The sequence below is a fragment of the Mesorhizobium sp. M7A.F.Ca.ET.027.02.1.1 genome (genome assembly GCF_004022985.1).
GTDB lineage: Bacteria > Pseudomonadota > Alphaproteobacteria > Rhizobiales > Rhizobiaceae > Mesorhizobium.
In genome coordinates, this window is sequence record NZ_RZOL01000083.1 from 1 (window position 1) to 18,543 (window position 18,543).

Consider the following 18,543-nt stretch of genomic DNA (forward strand, 5'->3'; position numbering starts at 1 on the left):
GACCTGTTTCATGCCTTCGACCAGTGCCGACAGGCGGTCGAGCGCGGCATTGACCTGGCTGGAGACGATGTCGATGTCGTCGCGCTTGCCGGTCAGGGGAATGCGGGTGTCCAGCCGTCCGTGCGAGACATCCACCATGGTGGCGGCAATGCCGTCGAGACGGCGCTGGACCCGCGAGGCCAGCAGGGCGCCGCCGGCGACCGCCAGCCCGGTGATGATCAGGGTTCCCCAGCCAAAGCTCATCAGCACGATCCTCTCCAGCTCCTCCGTCTCGGAAAGGCTGAAGGCGACGGTCAGGGTGTTGCCGCCGACCGGGCCGGAATAGGCGCGGTACTCGGCGCCGGGCGGCACGCCGGGCATTTCGGTGTCGAACATCGAGAAGCCGTCGGGAAGCCCTGCCGCGGTGAAGTTGCCGGCCAGGCGATTGCCCGTCGCGTCGGTCAGCGAAAACAGCTGCTCCTTTTTGAGGCTGCGCAGGGAGTGGCTGCCGACGGTCTCGACCAGCTCCTTGAGATCGTTCTCGGCATAGGTTGCGGCGACGACCGCGTAGGTCTCCTTGATGGTGTCGTCGAGCCGCTCGGCAAGATCGGCGCTCATCATCTGGTAGACGATGGCGCCAGACAGGACGAAGGCGAGCACGAACAGGAAGGCGAAGGTCAGGGCCAGCCGGAACGGCGTGCTGCGCAGCAGGCGGGACCATGTTCCGGTCATGACGGCGCGTGCAGGCTGTAGCCGGTGTTGCGGACGGTGTGGATGAGCTGGGTTTCGAAGGGCTTGTCGACCTTGGCCCGCAGCCGGCTGATATGGGTCTCGACGACGCTGGTCCTGGGATCGAAATGAAAATCCCAGACGCGCTCCAGAAGCATGGTCCGGGTGATGACGCGGCCTTCGCCGCGCATCAGCACTTCCAGCAGGCTGAATTCCCTGGGCTGCAGGTCGATCGGCTGGCCCCGCCTCGTGACCCGCCGCATGATCAGGTCCATTTCGAGGTCGGCGACCCGCAGGACGGTTTTCTGCTCCTGCGCCGCCGGCCGCCGGCCAAGCGCGTTGATGCGGGCGAGAAGTTCGGAAAAGGCGAAGGGCTTGACCAGATAGTCGTCGCCGCCGGCCTCCAGCCCCTCGACGCGATCGTCGATGCCGCCGACGGAGGTGAGAAAGATCGCGGGCGTTCGTACGCCCGCGGCGCGCACCGCCTTGATCATCGACAGCCCGTCGAGGCCGGGGATCATCCGGTCGGCGACGATCACGTCGTAATTGCCCCGGGTCGCCGCGAACAGCGCGTCATGTCCGTTGCGAAGCAAATCGCAGACATGGCCGGCCTCGGTCAGTCCCCTGACGATATAGTCGGCCGTCCTGTGGTCGTCCTCGACGAGAAGCAGTCGCATGAAAGGTCCGGTCCTTTGCCGAGGTGGAGAGGCTATCACCGGCACGGGCTTGTTCCTAGGATGTCACGAAGGCGCAGGCATTCGGAGCGGCTTCTCCCAACTTCGTCATCGTCGGGTCCGCGCTGCGTCGCTACGCTCCTTGCTCCGCGCGCGGATGACGAGGCCAAGGCTTCAGTCCAGGTCCAGCAACAGTTCATCGGCCTCGTCGGTTGCCTCCTTCAGGGTCATGTGCAGGACGAGGGCAATGATACAGCCAAGGAAGAGCAGGCTGGTGAAGATGGTGCCGAGACCCAGGCCGCCATGCCTGGCCGACCGCGACAGCAGGTCGCCGAACGAAGCGCCAAGCGGTCGCGTCAGGATATAGGCGAGCCAGAAGGCCAGGATGCCGTCGAGACTGAGCAGCCAGTAGGCGAGCGCTATCAGCGCGATGACGCCGCCGAACAGCAGCCCCGATGTGAGGTAGTCCATGTCGAAGCTTTCGGCGACGAGGTCGCCGGCGGCGGCGCCGAGCGCGAAGGTCAAGAGGATCGCCAGCCAGTAGAAGATCTCGCGCCTGGTGGTGAAGATGGTGTGGATCGACAGCGTCCTTTCGCTGGCGTACCAGACCGCGAATGTCGCGGCGAGCGCGACCGAGAAGGCGATGGTTGCCGTCTGCAGGCGCACGCCGAAACTGTCGACGAGGCTGTCCGTCACCAGCGTGCCGACGATGCTGATCAGCACCACCGCCGGCCAATAAGCCCACGGCACATAGCATTTCCGCGTAAACTGCAGGACAAGGGCCGCGATCAGGATGCCGGTCATGATCAGCGAGGTGGCGGTCAGCCCGAGCCCGATTGTGTCGGCAAGATAATCCGCCGCGGTCTCGCCCGTGGTGACCGCCATCAGCTTGACCAGCCAGAAGTCGAGGGTGACGTCGGGAACCCTGTTGTGGCTCGGTGCGGCGGGTTGTTGCCTGTTGGGCGCGAGCATGGCTGAAGTCCAGAAGTCGACGGTTGCGGCGGGGCGATGGCGATCCGCCCCGCGCATCGTAAACAAACGAGTTCACACCGGCCTGTCCGGCGGCATACAAATTCGTAAGAATGGGCGCAAAAGGCATTGCCAATGTCTGGCGATGCGTTTGATGGAATGCGTCGCCTTGCATCCGCCATCGCTGTTCAACGGCTCGCTGATGGCGGCCGCGGTGCCGGGCCGCACGTTCGGCCCGACCCATCCTGCGCTCTGGTGATCGGTGGTTCTAGCTACCGAGCGGATGCGGCATGTAGCCGACGAAGCCTGATATCTTCCAGCTGCCGCCGACCTTGCTGCAGAAATACAGCGTCTGCCATTTCAGGCGGTCGACGCTGCCGTCCGCCTTGGCAACCGAGCCGTCGAATTTCTTGTGCAGCACGGCGCGGTCGCCGTCGACATCGATGTCGCGCATGTTGGTGACGCGAAACAGCGCCTCGCGCAGCGGCTCGGCGAATTTGGTCGCCGCCGTCTCCCTGGCCTGGCGCAGCCATTCGTCGCGGTAGATGTCCAGCCTTGGAAACTGCAGCCGCCAGGCATCGGCATTGCTGAGGAAATGCGCGTGCATGCCGAAGAAGCTCTCGGCGACGAAATCATCCTCGACCATGGCCCAGTCCTGGCCGATGAAAGCGTCGATGTCGCGCCGCACCAGCATTTCCCAGAGCGCGTGGCGATCGGCATCGCCTGATGGAAACGGGTTCTTGTCGTAGGTCATTGCTGGGTGTCTCCGCTCTGGCTAATGCGTCTGTGCGGTGCGGCTACAAGGCAGCCCGCCAGCGCGCACGATGCAAGCGCTCCTGTAATAAAGCAACACGGATTTCGAAGAATGTTGCTTTCCAACAAGGCCCCTATGAGGATCGCCCCGATCGGCGTAAATGTCGATCGAAGCGGGCGCCGCCATGGCACCCCGTCCTGTCATCAGAGGAGGCTTGTCCCTTGCCGAAACAGTGTTTTGGAACATCGCATGTGCCGTTGTCGCCAGCCGTGCGGGCCGGCGATCTCGTCTATGTCTCGGGCCAGGTTCCCGTCGGCAGCGACGGCATCGTGGTCAAGGGCGGCATATCGGAACAGACCGAGCAGGTGCTCGCCAACATCAAGGCCGCGCTGGCGCTGGCCGGCTGCACCATGGACGATGTGGTGAAGACCACGGTTTGGCTGGAAGATGCGCGCGATTTCGGCGCCTTCAACGCGGTCTATGCCCGGCATTTCCCCAAAGACCCGCCGGCCCGCACCACGGTCGAATCGCGGCTGATGATCGACATCAAGATCGAAGTCGAGGCGGTCGCTTACCGGCCTCTGTAGGCAAAGCAACGAAGCGGAGGTGACCGCAATGCAATTCGACCTCCTGCTGAAGGGCGGACGGCTGATCGATCCGGCCGCTGGCCTCGACGCGCCGCGCGATGTCGCCATCGCCAATGGCCGCGTTGCCGCAGTCGATGCCGATATCCCGGCGGACAGCGCAGCGCAGATCGTCGATGCCGGCGGCTGCATCGTCACGCCGGGCCTGGTCGACCTGCACAGCCACGTCTATTGGGGCGGCACGTCGCTTGGCGTCGATGCCGACCGGCTGGCCGCCAAGAGCGGCACCACCACCTTCATCGATGCGGGCAGTGCCGGCGCCGGCAATTTCCTCGGCTTCCGCCGCCATGTCATGGAGCGGTCGAAGGTCCGCATCCTGGCCTATGTCAACATTTCCTTTGCCGGCATTTTCGGCTTCTCGCAGACAGTGTCGGTCGGCGAGTGCAGCGACCTCAGGCTGTGCGAGCCGCGCGAGGTGGTCGCGGCGGTGCGTGAACACCGCGATGTCGTGGTCGGCGTAAAAGTCCGCTCCGGCAAGCATGCCGGCGGCACCAGCGGCATCGCCCCGGTGGATCTGGCGCTGGAGGCCGCCGACCAGGCCGGCCTGCCGCTGATGGCGCATATAGACGAGCCGCCGCCCGGCCGCTCGGAGGTGCTGCCGCGGCTGCGCAGGGGCGACATTCTCACCCACTGCTTCCGGCCGTTTCCCAATGCGCCGGTATTTGCTTCCGGCGCGGTGCGGCCGGACATGCGGCTGGCGCGCGAGCGCGGCGTCATCTTCGACATCGGCCACGGCATGGGCTCGTTCGATTTCGCCGTTGCCCGCGCCATGCTCGAGGAAGGACTGGCGCCGGACGTGATCTCGAGCGACGTGCATCTCTACTGTGTCGACGGTCCCGCCTTCGACATACTGGTCTGCATGTCGAAGCTGCTGGCGCTCGGCATGCCGCTGGTCGAGGTCCTGCGCGCCGCGACGCAAGCGCCGGCGCAGGCGATCGCGCGGCCTGATCTGGGCACGCTGGCGGTGGGCACTGTCGGCGATGTCGCTGTGCTCCGGCAGCGCCCGGGCCGCTTCACCTTCGTCGACGCGGTCGGCGCGTCATTGGTCGCCGACCAGAGGCTGGTGTCGGAAGGCATCGTTATTGGTGGCACCTGGTGGCCGAACGAGGCGGCTGATCACAACGAGACCGAGCGTTTCGTGGCGCAGGCATCGCATACGCATGTCGAGGTTGCGGCGAGGCATTTCGGGCATCGGCACAATTAGCGATCTTCCCCCTTGAGGGGGAGATGGCCGGCAGGCCAGAGGGGGTCGGTTCGACTGGATGCGACCTCCTTGCGGCAGATGGAGGCTGGCGCTCTACGCGCGGCGACCCCCTCTGTCGCCTTCGGCGACATCTCCCCCTTGAGGGGGGAGATCAGCAGCGCCTGAATTGCTCGGCTTTCCGTAAACCGGCGTCTCAATGCCTTCCATCCGCGCCTTGATCTGCAGCGCCACATATTTCGAATAGAAGCGCGACAGCGCCAGATTGCCGCCGTGGAACCACAGCGCTTCCTGCGCGGTCGGCTTCCACATGTTGCGCAACTCGCCTTGCCAGGGTCCGGGATCGCCCTTGACGCCCGAGCCAAGCCCCCAGCAGGGGCCGACCTTGTCGGCGACTTCGCGCGAGACGATCGAAGCCACCGTCTCGTTCATCGACTGATAGCCGGTGCAGGCGATGATGGCGTCGGTGGCGAGTTCACTGCCGTCCTCGAACAGGATGCCGCTCGGGGTCAGCGACTTGATGGCGACGCCGCTGCGGATGCCGATCTTGCCGTCGATGATCAGGTCGGAAGCGCCGACATCGATATAGTAGCCGGAGCCGGTGCGGTAGGCCTTCATCAGAAGGCCGGTCTCGTCGTCGCCGAAATCGAGGGCGAAGCCGGCGGCGCGCAGGCGGTCGTAAAAGGCCGCGTCGCGCGCCTTGATCACCTCGTAGAGCGCCCGCTGGCCCTTGGGCACCAGTGCGAACGGCGTCGAGGCGACGATCATGTCGGCCTTCTCGGTGGTGATGCCGCGTGCCAGTGCGTCTTCCGAGAAGATCTCGAAGCCGACTTCCATCAGCGTGTCCGATTTGACCACCGTCGTCGGCGAACGCTGGATCATTGTGACCTCGGCGCCGCTTTCCCAGAGGTCGACGCAGACATCGTGGCCGGAGCTTGCCGCGCCGATGACCGCGACTCGTCTGCCGCGGAATTTGTCGCCGCTGGCATACTGGCTGGAGTGCAGCAACTCGCCCTTGAACCGGTCGGCGCCCGGCAGATCGATCCGCCGTGGCGGACCGTAGGCGCCGGTGGCGAAGACGATGTGCTTCGGCTTCAGCGTGATCTGGCGGCCGACGCGGTCGACGACCACGGTCCAGACTTTTTCGGCCTCATCATAGGACGCGCTGAGACATTTGGTGGCGACCCAGTAATTGAGCTCCATGACGCGCGTGTACATTTCCAGCCAGTCGCCCATCTTGTCCTTGGGCGTGAACACCGGCCAGTTTTCGGGGAAGGGAATGTAGGGCAGATGGTCGTACCAGACCGGGTCGTGCAGCACGAGCGTGCGGTAGCGGTTGCGCCAGGAATCGCCCGGCCGCGCATTCTTCTCGATGATGATGATGGGCACGCCGAGCTGGCGCAGCCGCGCCCCCAGCATGATGCCGCCCTGGCCGCCGCCGATGACCAGGCAGTAGGGCTGTTCATCAGTGCCGAGCTCGCGCGTCTCGCGCGCCCGCGCCTCCGACCAGGTCTCGCGCCTGGGATCGGCCTTGTGGCGCACGCCAAGCGGCCGCTTCGCTCCCTTGCGCTCCTCGAACCCTTTCAGGTCCGTCATTGCCGTGAACAGCGTGCGGCAGTGGCCGTCGCGCAGCCGTATGATGCCCTCTCCCCTGGCCACCGCGGTTTCGAAGCTGAACCACGCCTCGATGGTGCCATCGTCCGAGATCGCCTCGCCGATCAGCTGCCATGCCTTGGGCCTGGCCGTCGCCAGCGTCGACCCCAGCATGTCGGCGATCGCCTCGCGGCCTTCCATGGTGGTGATGTTCCAGGTGAAGGTCAGGAGATCGCGCCAGTAGCAATCGTCGACGAACAGGTTGCTCGCAGCGGCCACGTCGCCGGCTGCGAGCGCCTGCGCCAAGGATTCGAGCCATGCGGCTGCCTGTTTCGTCGGTGCTATTTCGAGCATTTCTTTCCTCTTTGTGCATGCGCCCAATCCAAGTTGGGATCATCAATTGTTGAACTCGGCGCCGCCCCTCATCCGCCTGCCGGCACCTTCTCCCCGTGAACGGGGAGAAGGGAGCTAATCCCCCAGCGGCTCCATCTCCTTGCCGGTGCGGTGGATCTGGGCGTTGTATTTGATGCGGCGCACCGTCTCGCGGGCCGATCCGTCGAGCTTGTAGGCGGAGGCCACCGCCAAAAGGTCGATCGCCGCCAGGAAGGCGAAGCGCGACGCCGTCGGCTTCAGTGTGTCGGGATATTCGGGCACCGCCACCGTCAGCCTGACGTCGCAGGCGCGGGCGAGTTCGGTGTCGGGCGCGGTCACGGCGATCGCATTGGCGCGATAGTGCTTGGCTAGTTCGACGGCCTCGATCACCTCGCGGGTGCGTCCCGTCGCCGAAATGGCGATCACCAGATCGCCGGGCTTGAGCGTCGAGGCAGTCATGCGCATCAGATAGGGGTCGCACTGGGCGCTGACGGTGATGCCGTAGCGGAACAGCCGGTACTGGGTTTCCTGCGCCAGCGCCGAGGAGCTGCCGCCGAGGCCGAAGACCGTGACCTGGCGCGCCTTGGCGATCAGCTCGGCCGCCTTCTGCAACTGCGCCGGGTCGAGCTGCCGCTCGGCTTCCTGCAGCGCCCGGCGCGCCTCGCCGAAAACGGCGTTCCAGAACGGCATGCCATTGTCATTGCTGACGGAAGGTGACTTGGCGAGATAGAGCGCACCGACGACGAGGCTCTGCGCCAGCTTCAGCTTGAAGTCGCGCACGCCCTCGCAGCCGATGGCGCGGCAGAACCGGGTCACCGTCGGTTCGCTGACCCCGGCACGCTGGGCAAGGGCGGCATTGGAGGCGTCGACGGCATATTTGACATCGTCGAGCACGACATCGGCGACACGCCGTTCGGCTGGGCGCAACTCGCTGTAGGAATCCTTGACCAGCGAGATGATGTCGGGGATGCGCCGGACATGATCGCGCCCCTCCACATCATGGCCTGGATCAGGCTCGTCCTGGCTGCCAGCTTCGGTCATGGGGTCCTGGTCTTTCCCTGGGTTGCGAGGCTGACGTCTTAGCATGTTTGCACGCCATGGCTCCACGTGCCGGTCCGCATAGCAACCGTAGCGTGTCGTTGGGGAAACCGCACCTTCTCTGCTTCCTTCGGTCCGCGTGAATTCGGAAGTATGTAGGAAAGCAACACGTATTTCAAGGCCATGAAAATATCATAAAAACAATCGGATAGCTATTACCATCCATTTTTGTGATACGGGTACCAGCGCTCGTGCTTGACAGGAAAGTAGGATAGTTACAGACTGATTTTCGCTGGAGATGAGCCAATGGATCATCGCGCAGTCTTCCCGGGGGGCAGATGAATACGGGCGATGCAAAAAACCCGAAGCTTGGCGTGCAGGCAGCGACCAAGATCTACCACACGGCCTCCGGCGACCTGCTGGCGCTGGACCGCTGCAGCCTCGATGTCAGCGCCAATGAAATCGTCTCGATCGTCGGTCCTTCCGGTTGCGGCAAGACGACCCTTTTGTGGTCGATGTCGGGCCTGCACAGCCTGACCAGCGGCGAGATCCGGCTCGACGGCAAGACCATCACCGGCCCGCATCCCGATATCGGCATCGTCTTCCAGGAAGCGAACCTTTTGCCGTGGCGCAATCTCGACGCCAACATCCGTTTCCCCTTCGAGATCAAGGGCGAAAAGCCGGACCGGGCGTGGATCGCGCATCTGCTCAACCGCGTCGGGCTCGACGGCTTCGGCGGCAAGTTTCCGCGCGAGCTGTCTGGCGGCATGCAACAGCGCGCGGCGATCGTGCGGGCGCTGGCGCTCAAACCCTCGGTGCTTTTGATGGATGAGCCGTTCGGCGCGCTCGACAGCTTCACCCGCGAGGAGATGAACCGGCTGGTCGAGGAGATCTGGCTCGACACCAAGACCACCATCGCCTTCATCACCCACTCGATCGAGGAGGCGATCTTCCTCTCCGACCGGGTGGTGGTGCTGAGCGCCCGGCCGGGTCGTGTCGCCAAGGAATATCGCGTGCCGTTTGCGCGGCCGCGCTCGCTGGAGATCATGGCGACGAAGGAGGTCTTCGACCTCACCAACCGGATCAAGATGGACATTGTCGGCGAACGCACGCGGCCAAAAACGCCGGAGCGCCCGAGCGCAGAGATCGTGAGGATCAGGCCGTGAGCGGAGGCGACGCCATTCCGGAATTCTCGAAGTCCAAGTCGGGTGCCAAGTCGGGCGATGGCCAGGAGGTCAGCCTGACCAATCTGTCAGCCTTCGCCAGCGGCCCCGGCATCAAGTCGGGCAAGGAGGTGGCAGCCATTCTTGCCGTGGCGGTGATCATCATCGGCGGCATCGAACTGGCGCTGCGGCTGTTCCACGTGCCGCTCTACATCATGCCGCCGCCGAGCTCGATCGCCTATGCGCTGTTCGACGAGTTCCCGCTGATCGCGCCGCATCTCGGCTACACGCTGGTCGAGCTGGTGTCCGGCTTCACCATCGGCGCGATCGTCGGCCTGGTGCTGGCCGCCGTCATCACCCAGTTTCCGTTCGCCGAGAAGATCGTCGCGCCCTACATCCTGCTTCTGGTCACCACGCCGATGCTGGCACTGGTGCCGCTTCTGATCCTGCGCTTCGGCTTCGGCTACACGCCCCGCATCATCGCGGTGGCGCTGGCCGCCGGGCCGATGGTGATGATCAATGCGGCGACGGGCTTTCGCCGCGTCGACAGCGCCAAGATCGCGCTGGCACGCTCCTATGGCGCCAGCACCCTGCAGATCTTCTGGAAGATCCGTGCGCCGATGGCGCTGCCGATGATCCTGGTCGGGCTGATGATCGGCGCCATCTTCGGCCTGCTGACCGCGGTCGGCGCCGAAATGGTCGGCGGCGGCTTCGGCCTCGGCAACCGGCTGACCACCTATTCGTCGATGATCCAGATGCCGCAGTTCTTCGCCGTGGTGCTGATCCTGTCGACGCTCGGCATCCTGATCTACGTGCTGTTCTTCCTGATCGGCAAGAAATGGGCGAGCTGGGAGGCTTGAACACAAAAGTACAGACGGCGCCCGGGAGGCGGGCGGCAAGAGACTGACATCAAACAAAAAAGGGGAATGCCATGACCAATAATTTCTCGACCAACCCGGCGGGGATCAGCCGCCGCACTTTCCTGCAGGTGACCGGCGCCGGGCTGGTGACCGCGACGGCGCTTGGCGCCACCGGCCTCAGGGCCAGGGCCGAACCCTACGGAAAATTCACCTGGATCTCGCCGCGCGGCACGCTCGAAGTGCTCGACGACTATCCCTACTGGGCAGCCAAGAAGGCTGGCTATTTCGATGGGCTGGACACCGACATGCAGCCGGGGCCGTCGGACGGCACCGCGACGGTGAAGTTCGTCGATGTCGGCCAGGCCGATATGGGCTTCCCGTCGCCCGGCGTGTTCTCTTTCGCCATCCAGAACGGCATGAAGCTGAAGTCGGTGTTCCATATGGGCGCCCGCGACACGTTCAGCATCGCCTTCCGCAAGGGCGAGGGATCGAACGATCTGAAGAAGCTGGAAGGCAAGACCATACTGCTCGGCTCCGCCGCCTGGCAGTCGATCACCGACCCGCTGCTGGCGGCGCAGGGCGTCGACATCAAGAAGGTCAAATATGTCGAAGCCGGCTGGCCGACATGGGGCACGGCTCTTGCCGGCGGCCAGGGCGACGCTGCCCTGTCGTGGGAAGGCCTGCGCGCCGAATGGATCGCCAAGGGGCTCGACTTCGAATACTGGCTCGGCGTGCAGAACTCAAAGCTGCCGGCCAATACTTTCGTCGTGCGCGCCGCCGATCTGGAGGACGCCGACAAGAAGGCGTTGCTGGAAAAGTACCTGCGCGGCTGGGCGATGGGCCTCGAATTCGGCTACCAGAATCCCCGCGCGGCGGTCGAAGCGGTGTTCGAGCAGTTCCCGACGCTGGCCAAGAATCTCGGGCCGGAGCTTGGCACCACCTCGATCCTGCAGCAGATCAACGTCTTCCGCGGCGACATGGACAAACGCGGCGGCTGGGGCTCGCACGACATGGCGAGCTGGCAGGGCTTCTTCGACGAGATCCACAAGATCGGCCAGATCACCGCTCCGGTGAAGGCCGAGGATGTCTGCACCAATGATTTGATCGGCCCGGCCAATGATTTCGACAAGGCCAAGGTCAAGGCCGATGCCGACGGGTACAAGCTGTCGGAAGGCTTTGCCGCGCTCGATGTCGAGAAGATCAAGGCGCATCTGTTCGATTCAGCGGTGAAGTAGGGCTGACAATGTCCAGGTCAGCGCCGCCCCTCACCTGCCTGCCTGCATCCTCTCCCCGTAAACGGGGCGAGGGGACGCTGTCGTTGATGATTTCGCCAATCGCCAACATTGCGGCCAGCCCTTTCTCCCCGTCACTATACGGGGAGAAATGCCCGGCAGGGCAATGAGGGGCGGCGCCAACCTAAGGTGATTGTCCTGGATAAACATGCGGGCGACGGCAACAGCGCCGCCCGTGATTTAATCAAGAATTTGGGAGGCAGCGGTGTCCGACAAGGTAAAAGTGCTGGTGGTGGGTCTCGGCAATATGGGTGCGTCGCATGCCAGCGCGTATCACCGGCTCGACGGTTTTGAGATCGTCGGCATTATGAGCCGCTCGATCAAGAGCAACACGAAGATTCCGGGAGAGTTAGCCGGCTACCCACTCTACGAGGATTTCGACCAGGCGCTGAAGGAAACAAAACCGGACGCGGTGTCGATCAACAGCTGGCCGAACACCCACGCCGAATATGCGCTGAAGGCAATCGCCGCCAACTGCCATGTGTTCATGGAAAAGCCGCTCGCCACCAACAATGAGGATGCCGAGAAGGTTGTCGCGGCGGCGCGGGCGAAGAACCGCAAGCTGGTGCTCGGCTATATCCTGCGCGTCCACCCGTCATGGATCAAGTTCATCGAGGTCGGGAAGACGCTCGGCAAGCCGCTGGTGATGCGGCTCAACCTCAACCAGCAGAGCAGCGGCAGCGCCTGGCACTGGCACAAGAACCTGATCGATTCGCTGATCCCGATCGTCGATTGCGGCGTCCACTATGTCGACGTCATGTGCCAGCTAACCGGCGCCAAGCCGGTGCGCGTGCATGGCATCGGCGCCAAGCTCTGGGCGGAGGCCGACAAGCAGAATTACGGCCACCTGCACGTCACCTTCGATGACGGCTCGGTCGGCTGGTACGAGGCGGGCTGGGGCCCGATGATGAGCGAAACGGCCTATTTCGTGAAGGACGTGGTCGGCCCCAAGGGCGCGGTGTCGATCGTCGCCGGCCAGCAGGCAAGCAATGCTGCCGAACTTGCAGAGGTTTCGAGCTCCGCCGACATCGACCGCCACACCAAGACCGATGCCCTGAAGATCCACTATGCCGCGGTCGACGGCAACAAGAATTTCTCGAAGCCCGACGAGATCGTCAGCATGGAGGACGAGCCCGGTCACCAGGAGCTCTGCGACCGCGAGCAGGCCTTCTTCATGCGCGCCATCCGCGAGGATCTCGATTTGACCGAGCAGATGGATGCGGCGGTCAACAGCCTGCGCATCGTGCTGGCCGCCGAACAGAGCATCGCACTGGGACGGACCATCGACCTGGCCTGACGCAATCCGGCTGCTGGCGGCAATCGTTTCAGGCCGGCGCTGCCCCTCACCCTTACCCTCTCCCCGTGAAGAACGGGGAGAGGGGGTCGTCAGCGTTGGAGCGTCTCCCTTCTCCCCGTCACTATACGGGGAGAAGGTGCCGGCAGGCGGATGAGGGGCGCGCCAACGTTGGCAAGATCAACGAACGACGGGAGAGAGACATGGTCACCGACAGTCTGCTGAAAACCTATGCCGAGTCCGACGCGCTCGACCTTGCGGCACTTGTGAAGCGGGGCGACGTTTCACCGGCGGAACTGGTCGAGGCGGCGATCACGCTGGTCGAGCGGCTCAACCCGGCGCTCAATGCGGTCATCCATCGCCTCTACGACATGGCGCGGGCGCAGGCCGAGACGGTCGACACATCAGCGCCCTTCGCCGGCGTGCCGTTCCTGCTCAAGGAGCTGGCCTCGTCCTGGACCGGGGCACCGAACACCAACTCCTCATTCTACCTCAGGGATGTCGTTGCCGATTTCGACACCGAGGTCGTTCGCCGCATGAAGGCGGCCGGGCTGGTGCTGGTCGGCAAGTCGAACGCGCCGGAGAATGGCTGGTCGATCACGACGGAACCAAAACTCTACGGTGTGACGAAGAACCCGTGGAAGGAAGGCATCACGCCCGGCGGCTCGAGCGGCGGCGCTGCCGCGGCCATCGCTTCGCGCATGGTGCCGATCGCCGAGGCCAGCGATGGCGCCGGCTCGATCCGCATTCCGGCCTCCTGCTGCGGCATCGTCGGCCTGAAACCGTCGCGCGGCCGCGTCAGCCTCGCGCCGTTCGGCGACTATTGGTATGGCGGCGCGTACTTCCTGTGCTGCTCGCGCACCGTGCGCGACACGGCGGCCTATCTCGACGCGGTTGCCGGCGCGCTGCCGGGCGACCCCTATACGCCGCCGGTGCCCGATGGTTCTTGGCTCAGCCTGTCGGCACGGGCGCCAAAGAAGCTGCGCATCGGCTTTTCCGTCACGCCACCCAACGGCACGGCGATCGATGCGGAGGTGAAGGCGGCGGTGCTGGCAACCGTGGCTGCGCTCGAGCGGCTCGGCCACGACGTCGAGGAGCACGATATGCCGCTCGACGCGAACGCTGTGTGGAAGACCTACACCAACATGACCTGCGTGCAGACGGCGGCGACGTTCGACTACCTTGAAACGGTGATCGGCCGGCCGGTGACGCCAAGCGATGTCGAGGCGGTGACTTGGGCAATCATCGAGCGCGGCCGCTCGACCAGCGGCACCAGGCACATCTCCGATGTCGAACAGCTCAGGCAGGTCGGCCGCGACATCGTCGGCGACCTCTGCGCCTACGATCTCTTCATCACCCCGACCCTGACGCAGCTGCCGCGTCCGTTCGGCTATTACGACATGTCGGAGACGGACATCGACCGCTACAACGCCAAGTGGGCGGATTCGGTGTTTGCGTTCCCCTTCAACATCTCCGGCCAGCCGGCGATCTCGCTGCCGCTCGGCTGGTCGAAAGACGGCGTGCCGATCGGCGTGCAACTGGTCGGCCGCTACGGTGACGAGGCAACGGTGCTGGCCGCGTCGGCGCAGCTGGAGCAGGAGATGCCGTGGAGCGATCGGCGGCCACCGGTGAGTGGTTAGGTGCTGGCGGATGGCGCGCGGCTTCGAGATTGGCCAAATCGCCCATCGCTTCGTCATCCTCGGGTCTCCGCGACGGAGCTTCGCTCCTGCTCCGCCCGTGGATGACGAAGGTGGGGAGGCTTCGGCCAACCTCCAGCGTGCAGACTCAAAGCCGGCTATCCAATCCTCTCCAGCCGCCTCGGCAGGCGGTTCATGGCGACAGGCCCGTCCGGCGTGATCAGGAACTGGTCCTCGAGATTGAAGCTGGCGAGGCCGTCTATGTAGAGCGGGATCTCGAAGGCCAGCACCATGCCGGCTTCGATGACGACATCGCTATCGGCGGCGATGAACGGCCATTGCTCCGAGAAGACCGACTGGCCGACGCCATGGCCGAAATGACCGCGGCGGTAGGTGCGCAGCCCTTGCCGCGCCAGGCTGTCGGTGGCGACGCGATGCACGTGAGCGAGCGTGGCTCCCGGAACAAGCGCGGCCAGCCCGTCGTCAAAGGCCCGCTCGGCGATCGCGTGCAGTTCGGCCTGCTCGGCGGATGGCGATCCGAAGGTGAAATTGCGCGACATGTCGGAGGCGTAGCCGCCGACCGTGCAGACCATGTCGCACTTCAGCGGATCGCCAGGCATGGCTTTCGCATCGGTGCTTTTGGCCTTCGCGCCCAGCGTCACATATTCGGCTGTGGCGACCGGATGGGACAGGCCGGACGCGGCCGTGGCGACGCCTTGCCGATAGAGGGCAATGAGATCGCCCTGACGCATGCCGGCCATGGCATCGACCTGCAGCCGCTCCAGCCCGGCTTCCGACAGGATGATGCCTTGCTGGAGCAGATCGATCTCGCGCGGCGACTTGATGGCCCGCAACCTGTCGAGCACGGCCGAGCCGTCGACCATCGTGCAGCCCGGCAGCAGCGCCTGCATGACCGAGAGATCGGCGGCGGGAATAAAATCGAGATCGACGCCGATCCTTGCGCGCTCAAGTCCGAACCCGCTCAGGATCTCCTTCAGTTCGCGGACGGAACGGGCAAGTTCGAATGTTGCCGGCCGGGAAAAACCAGGCGCCCGGCCAGACGAGGCAAGGCCGGCCTCGACGCGTTGCGCCAGCCCTTGCCCTGCGGTCGAGGCGTCAAGCGTGGCGGTTTCGATCCAGATTGGGTGGCTGCGGATGACGGCATCCGACAGAGCCAGTTGCAGCTGTCCCGCATTGAAATCCGCCACCACGACGCCCATCGGCAGGTCCTGGCCCGCGGGGATGACGACGAAGCCGGCGCCGGCGCGCCGGAACAGTCCCGACGGGCCGATCGAGGCGCCGGTCGCATAGTGGAAAGCCTCGGGCGCGCACAGCACCAGCGCCTCGATGCCGGCGCGGTCCATCAGTTGCGCCGCGCGCTGGCGATCGACAAAGCCTGTCATGGGTTTCTCCACTGTCCGAAGCGGCAACGGAGCATTCCGGGCATCGACAATCAAGCCGCTGACAGCAGCTACTTGATCGATTCCAGCTTGGCGACGGCGGCGGTGAAGCCGGCCAGCGACACCGGGATGGTGACCGGCTTGCGGGTGACCGATTCCATGCCGATGTTCAGATTGGTCCCGGACTTCATGGCCTTGATGAGATCCGCCGACAGCGGCGTGGCGGCATAGGCGCCGTTCTGGTCGCTGGTCTGGATGGCAATCGTCGTCTTCTGGCCCTGGTCGATCTGGAAGGAGGCGCCGGACGGCAGGAACAGGCCGTGCGGCAGGGCAAGCAGCATGGCGAGGCTGCCATTGCCGTTGTCGCGGCGCACGGTCACGGTCAGCACGCGCTGCCCGGTCTTGGCCTCCGTCAGGTTCTGCGACACCTGGCACTGAAGCTCGGTGGTCGCCGAACCGGAGGAGCAGTTCACTGCCCACGGATTGGCATCGGCCGGTTTTGCATTGCTTTCAGCCGGCTTTGGCTGGGCCGGCTTGGCATCTTCGGCAAGGGCTGGGCCGGCGGCCAGACCAAGCCAGAGGGCGGCCAGCCCCGCGGCCATGCCAAGTAAATTAGACTTGTCTAAAGTAAGTGCCATGTTGTTTTGCCGGATGCCTTGCATGTTTCCTCGCCGCGCCCCGGTATTCTCCCGAGCATGGCTTGATACAACACTCGCGACTATTCCGAAAGCCGAGCCGGAGGCAAGCAAGCCGGCGAAATTACTGTGGCCTTTCAGACACAGCGAGCAATTTTGCAGGAAAGCTCTAGAAATCGGATCGGCCAGGACTCGCTATACAATAGAATTCGAGTAAGAATCTACACGGGGCGCGTGTAGTCCCCGAAGGACTCGCCAGGGATGGGAACTACCGAGACTTCTCGGCAAGTTGTTGAGATAGCGGCGCGTGGGGAGGATTTCCACGTTCGCGCTGGCTATCGCCGTTCGCAAATCGCCAGGCATCTTTGGAAGACGACGGCGCTGACGACGCTGGCGCTCGGCCTTTCCGGTCTGACGGCCCATGCCGATCCGAACGGCCTGTGGCAGCCGCAGATCCGCGCCATCATCGGCGCCGACAACAATGGCGGCAACGCCGCGCTCGAAGGTTTCATCCCGCTCAAGCAGACGGCCGAATCCGTGCTGTTCCTGGATGTCCGGGCCAAGCATGATTTCAAGGATGGTTCCGGCCAGGATGTCGGCCTCGGCATTCGCCGCATCGTCAACCCGGACCTGATGATCGGCGGCTACGCCTATCTCAACCTCGAGAACTACAACTCCACCCAGTTCACCGCGGCCACGCTGGGCGCCGAGGCAATCACGCCACATTTCGATGCGCATGTGAACGTCTATCTGCCGATCAAGGGCGATTCGACGGATCACTCGACCAGCTCGACCCTGTCGATGGTCAGCAACCAGCTGATCGAGCAGATCTCGGTCCTCGACCACCGCGACTACGCGGCGTGGGGCATCGAGGGCGAGATCGGTGCGCAGGTGCCGGTCGCCCTGCCCGACAAGCATTCGCTGCGGCTCGACATCGGCGGCTATCATTTCGAGGACCCGCACGGCGACGACGGCAGCGTCACCGGCGGCAAGGCCGGGTTCGAGTATACGATCGGAGATGTCTTCGGCAGCAACACGGAACTGGTCTTCGCCGGCGAGGTCCGCAACGACAATCGCGACGACACCCAGTTCGCCGGCAGTGTGCGGCTGAACATCCCGTTCAATCCCGGCAGCGGCTCGGACAATGGAGCCGAAAATGGGGCCGATAGCGGGCCGGAGCCGGTCTATCCGGTCAGCGAAGGCCTGCGCAAGCGCGTCAACGAACGCGTGCGTGGCGATATCGGCGTCCGCGTCCAGTCGCAGACGCTGACCGGCGGCTCGACGACGCGTGTCGCGATCAACGCCGCCACCAATGACGCCTTCGGCAAGTTCTATTTCGCCGATGGCGGCCTCGCCGGCGCCGGCACGCTGGCCGACCCGACGACTCTGGACGACGCCGTGACCAAGTCGGGTGCGAACGGCTTTGTCGTCGCGCTTGGCGGCAACGGCAATCTGACGACCGGCGGCGTGACGCTTGCCAATGGACAGACCGTCATCGGCGGCGGCGAAAGCGTCACCGCCAGGCTTTTCGGCGGCGGCACCAGCACCTTCAACCTGGGCGGCAGCGACGGCACGATCCAGGGCACCAACGTCGCCAACCCGGTCATCACGCTGGGCAACGGCAACACGCTCAACGGCATCACCATCACCGGCGGCGCCGACGGCATTTTCGGCAACAACATCACCGGCGCGACGCTGACCAATGTGACGGTCACCGGTGCGGGCGGCAACGGCGCCGACTTCACCGGCAGCTCGACCGGCATCACCGGCTCCAATTTCACCGCCACCGGCAACGGTCTCGACGGCCTGCACATCGACGGCGACGGCACCTACAATTTCACCGGCACGACGCTGCTGCAGGGTAATCTCGACGACGGTCTCGATATCAGCGGCAAGGGCACCTACACCTTCGCCACCGTCAATGCGCAGGACAATACTGACCGCGGCATCACCGTGCAGGGCACGTCGACCGGCGGGACGTTCACAACCACCGGCGGCACCGTATCGGGCAATGGCGGCACCGCCGTCTTCATCGATCCGATCACCGCTCATGTCGTGCTGGACTCGATCAGCCAGAGCGGCGGCACGTCGGGTGTCGTGCTCGAGAATGTCGCGGGCAGCTTCACCGTCAACGGTGCGACGACGATCTCCAACACGACCGGGCCGGCGATCGCCATTTCGGATTCGCCGGCGGCGATCCGCTTCGGCGACATCAACATCACCAATCCCGGCGCCGACGGCATCTCGTTTGCCGGCGTCAATGCGGCGGTGGTCGCCGGCAACATCGTCATCTCCGGACTGGGTGTCGG

The 18,543-nt window shown here is 64.6% G+C and carries 17 protein-coding genes; 9 read left to right on the forward strand and 8 right to left on the reverse strand.

Annotated elements, in window-relative coordinates:
- The 3 genes from EN749_RS12160 to EN749_RS12170 all read right to left on the reverse strand — a co-directional run.
- Positions 1-711: HAMP domain-containing protein (locus EN749_RS12160; protein WP_128363223.1), on the reverse strand; the 711-nt coding region annotated here is incomplete at its 3' end.
- Entirely contained in the window at positions 708-1,385 is a 678-nt protein-coding gene (locus EN749_RS12165; RefSeq protein WP_127383177.1) for a winged helix-turn-helix domain-containing protein, read from the reverse strand. The genes EN749_RS12160 and EN749_RS12165, both read right to left, overlap by 4 nt.
- Before the next feature lie 171 nt (positions 1,386-1,556).
- On the reverse strand, positions 1,557-2,354 hold the full coding sequence (locus EN749_RS12170; RefSeq protein WP_127399181.1) for a hypothetical protein: 798 nt from the start codon (positions 2,352-2,354) through the stop codon (positions 1,557-1,559).
- On the opposite strand from EN749_RS12170, the gene EN749_RS12175 reads away from it, so the two are divergent.
- Positions 2,353-2,610: a hypothetical protein gene (locus tag EN749_RS12175; protein WP_128363224.1), complete on the forward strand. Its 258-nt coding sequence runs from the start codon at positions 2,353-2,355 to the stop codon at positions 2,608-2,610. The two genes, EN749_RS12170 and EN749_RS12175, sit on opposite strands and share 2 nt — an antisense overlap.
- A gap of 9 nt (positions 2,611-2,619) precedes the next feature.
- Here EN749_RS12175 and EN749_RS12180 read toward each other — a convergent pair whose 3' ends face one another.
- Positions 2,620-3,105, reverse strand: coding sequence for a hypothetical protein (locus EN749_RS12180; RefSeq protein ID WP_127408814.1), 486 nt, complete (start codon positions 3,103-3,105; stop codon positions 2,620-2,622).
- A gap of 221 nt (positions 3,106-3,326) precedes the next feature.
- On the opposite strand from EN749_RS12180, the gene EN749_RS12185 reads away from it, so the two are divergent.
- Positions 3,327-3,692, forward strand: a complete 366-nt coding sequence (locus EN749_RS12185) for a RidA family protein (RefSeq protein WP_027037525.1) — start codon at positions 3,327-3,329, stop codon at positions 3,690-3,692.
- A gap of 28 nt (positions 3,693-3,720) precedes the next feature.
- On the forward strand, positions 3,721-4,953 hold the full coding sequence (locus EN749_RS12190) for an amidohydrolase/deacetylase family metallohydrolase (protein WP_128363225.1): 1,233 nt from the start codon (positions 3,721-3,723) through the stop codon (positions 4,951-4,953).
- Between the two features lie 93 nt (positions 4,954-5,046).
- Here the strand turns inward: EN749_RS12190 and EN749_RS12195 are convergent, their stop codons facing one another.
- Together EN749_RS12195 and EN749_RS12200 are read right to left on the reverse strand one after the other, a co-directional pair.
- Positions 5,047-6,897: an NAD(P)/FAD-dependent oxidoreductase gene (locus EN749_RS12195; RefSeq protein ID WP_245491363.1), complete on the reverse strand. Its 1,851-nt coding sequence runs from the start codon at positions 6,895-6,897 to the stop codon at positions 5,047-5,049.
- A gap of 114 nt (positions 6,898-7,011) precedes the next feature.
- On the reverse strand, positions 7,012-7,956 hold the full coding sequence (locus EN749_RS12200) for a MurR/RpiR family transcriptional regulator (RefSeq protein WP_127808611.1): 945 nt from the start codon (positions 7,954-7,956) through the stop codon (positions 7,012-7,014).
- A 335-nt stretch (positions 7,957-8,291) separates the two neighbouring features.
- On the opposite strand from EN749_RS12200, the gene EN749_RS12205 reads away from it, so the two are divergent.
- The 5 genes from EN749_RS12205 (at position 8,292) to EN749_RS12225 (ending at position 14,202) form a co-directional block, all read left to right on the forward strand.
- A complete protein-coding gene (locus tag EN749_RS12205) occupies positions 8,292-9,119 on the forward strand; it encodes an ABC transporter ATP-binding protein (protein ID WP_128363226.1) in 828 nt (275 codons plus the stop codon).
- The gene (locus EN749_RS12210; protein ID WP_127808615.1) at positions 9,116-9,976 is read left to right on the forward strand and encodes an ABC transporter permease; all 861 of its coding nucleotides are present in this window, start codon (positions 9,116-9,118) and stop codon (positions 9,974-9,976) included. Before EN749_RS12205 ends, EN749_RS12210 begins: the two co-directional genes overlap by 4 nt.
- Positions 9,977-10,047: 71 nt before the next feature.
- Positions 10,048-11,211: an ABC transporter substrate-binding protein gene (locus tag EN749_RS12215; RefSeq protein ID WP_127808617.1), complete on the forward strand. Its 1,164-nt coding sequence runs from the start codon at positions 10,048-10,050 to the stop codon at positions 11,209-11,211.
- A gap of 262 nt (positions 11,212-11,473) precedes the next feature.
- Positions 11,474-12,565: a Gfo/Idh/MocA family oxidoreductase gene (locus tag EN749_RS12220; protein ID WP_127808619.1), complete on the forward strand. Its 1,092-nt coding sequence runs from the start codon at positions 11,474-11,476 to the stop codon at positions 12,563-12,565.
- Between the two features lie 200 nt (positions 12,566-12,765).
- Positions 12,766-14,202 carry an amidase gene (locus EN749_RS12225; protein ID WP_128363227.1) on the forward strand — a complete coding sequence of 479 codons (1,437 nt, stop codon included), beginning with the start codon at positions 12,766-12,768 and terminating at the stop codon, positions 14,200-14,202.
- Positions 14,203-14,357: 155 nt separating this feature from the next.
- On the opposite strand, the gene EN749_RS12230 is transcribed toward EN749_RS12225, so the two are convergent.
- On the reverse strand, positions 14,358-15,602 hold the full coding sequence (locus EN749_RS12230; RefSeq protein ID WP_127808623.1) for a Xaa-Pro peptidase family protein: 1,245 nt from the start codon (positions 15,600-15,602) through the stop codon (positions 14,358-14,360).
- A 68-nt stretch (positions 15,603-15,670) separates the two neighbouring features.
- On the reverse strand, positions 15,671-16,237 hold the full coding sequence (locus tag EN749_RS12235; RefSeq protein WP_245481823.1) for an invasion associated locus B family protein: 567 nt from the start codon (positions 16,235-16,237) through the stop codon (positions 15,671-15,673).
- Positions 16,238-16,495: 258 nt separating this feature from the next.
- On the opposite strand from EN749_RS12235, the gene EN749_RS12240 reads away from it, so the two are divergent.
- Positions 16,496-18,543: inverse autotransporter beta domain-containing protein (locus EN749_RS12240; protein WP_189367480.1), on the forward strand; the 2,048-nt coding region annotated here is incomplete at its 3' end.

Coding starts and splice junctions, on each gene's coding strand:
- EN749_RS12170 (WP_127399181.1), bottom strand. CDS start 2,354: ATGCTCGCGCCCAACAGGCAACAACCCGCCGCACCGAGCCACAACAGG.
- EN749_RS12215 (WP_127808617.1), top strand. CDS start 10,048: ATGACCAATAATTTCTCGACCAACCCGGCGGGGATCAGCCGCCGCACT.
- EN749_RS12175 (WP_128363224.1), top strand. CDS start 2,353: ATGGCTGAAGTCCAGAAGTCGACGGTTGCGGCGGGGCGATGGCGATCC.
- EN749_RS12230 (WP_127808623.1), bottom strand. CDS start 15,602: ATGACAGGCTTTGTCGATCGCCAGCGCGCGGCGCAACTGATGGACCGC.
- EN749_RS12225 (WP_128363227.1), top strand. CDS start 12,766: ATGGTCACCGACAGTCTGCTGAAAACCTATGCCGAGTCCGACGCGCTC.
- EN749_RS12235 (WP_245481823.1), bottom strand. CDS start 16,237: ATGGCACTTACTTTAGACAAGTCTAATTTACTTGGCATGGCCGCGGGG.
- EN749_RS12200 (WP_127808611.1), bottom strand. CDS start 7,956: ATGACCGAAGCTGGCAGCCAGGACGAGCCTGATCCAGGCCATGATGTG.
- EN749_RS12180 (WP_127408814.1), bottom strand. CDS start 3,105: ATGACCTACGACAAGAACCCGTTTCCATCAGGCGATGCCGATCGCCAC.
- EN749_RS12165 (WP_127383177.1), bottom strand. CDS start 1,385: ATGCGACTGCTTCTCGTCGAGGACGACCACAGGACGGCCGACTATATC.
- EN749_RS12190 (WP_128363225.1), top strand. CDS start 3,721: ATGCAATTCGACCTCCTGCTGAAGGGCGGACGGCTGATCGATCCGGCC.
- EN749_RS12195 (WP_245491363.1), bottom strand. CDS start 6,897: ATGCTCGAAATAGCACCGACGAAACAGGCAGCCGCATGGCTCGAATCC.
- EN749_RS12205 (WP_128363226.1), top strand. CDS start 8,292: ATGAATACGGGCGATGCAAAAAACCCGAAGCTTGGCGTGCAGGCAGCG.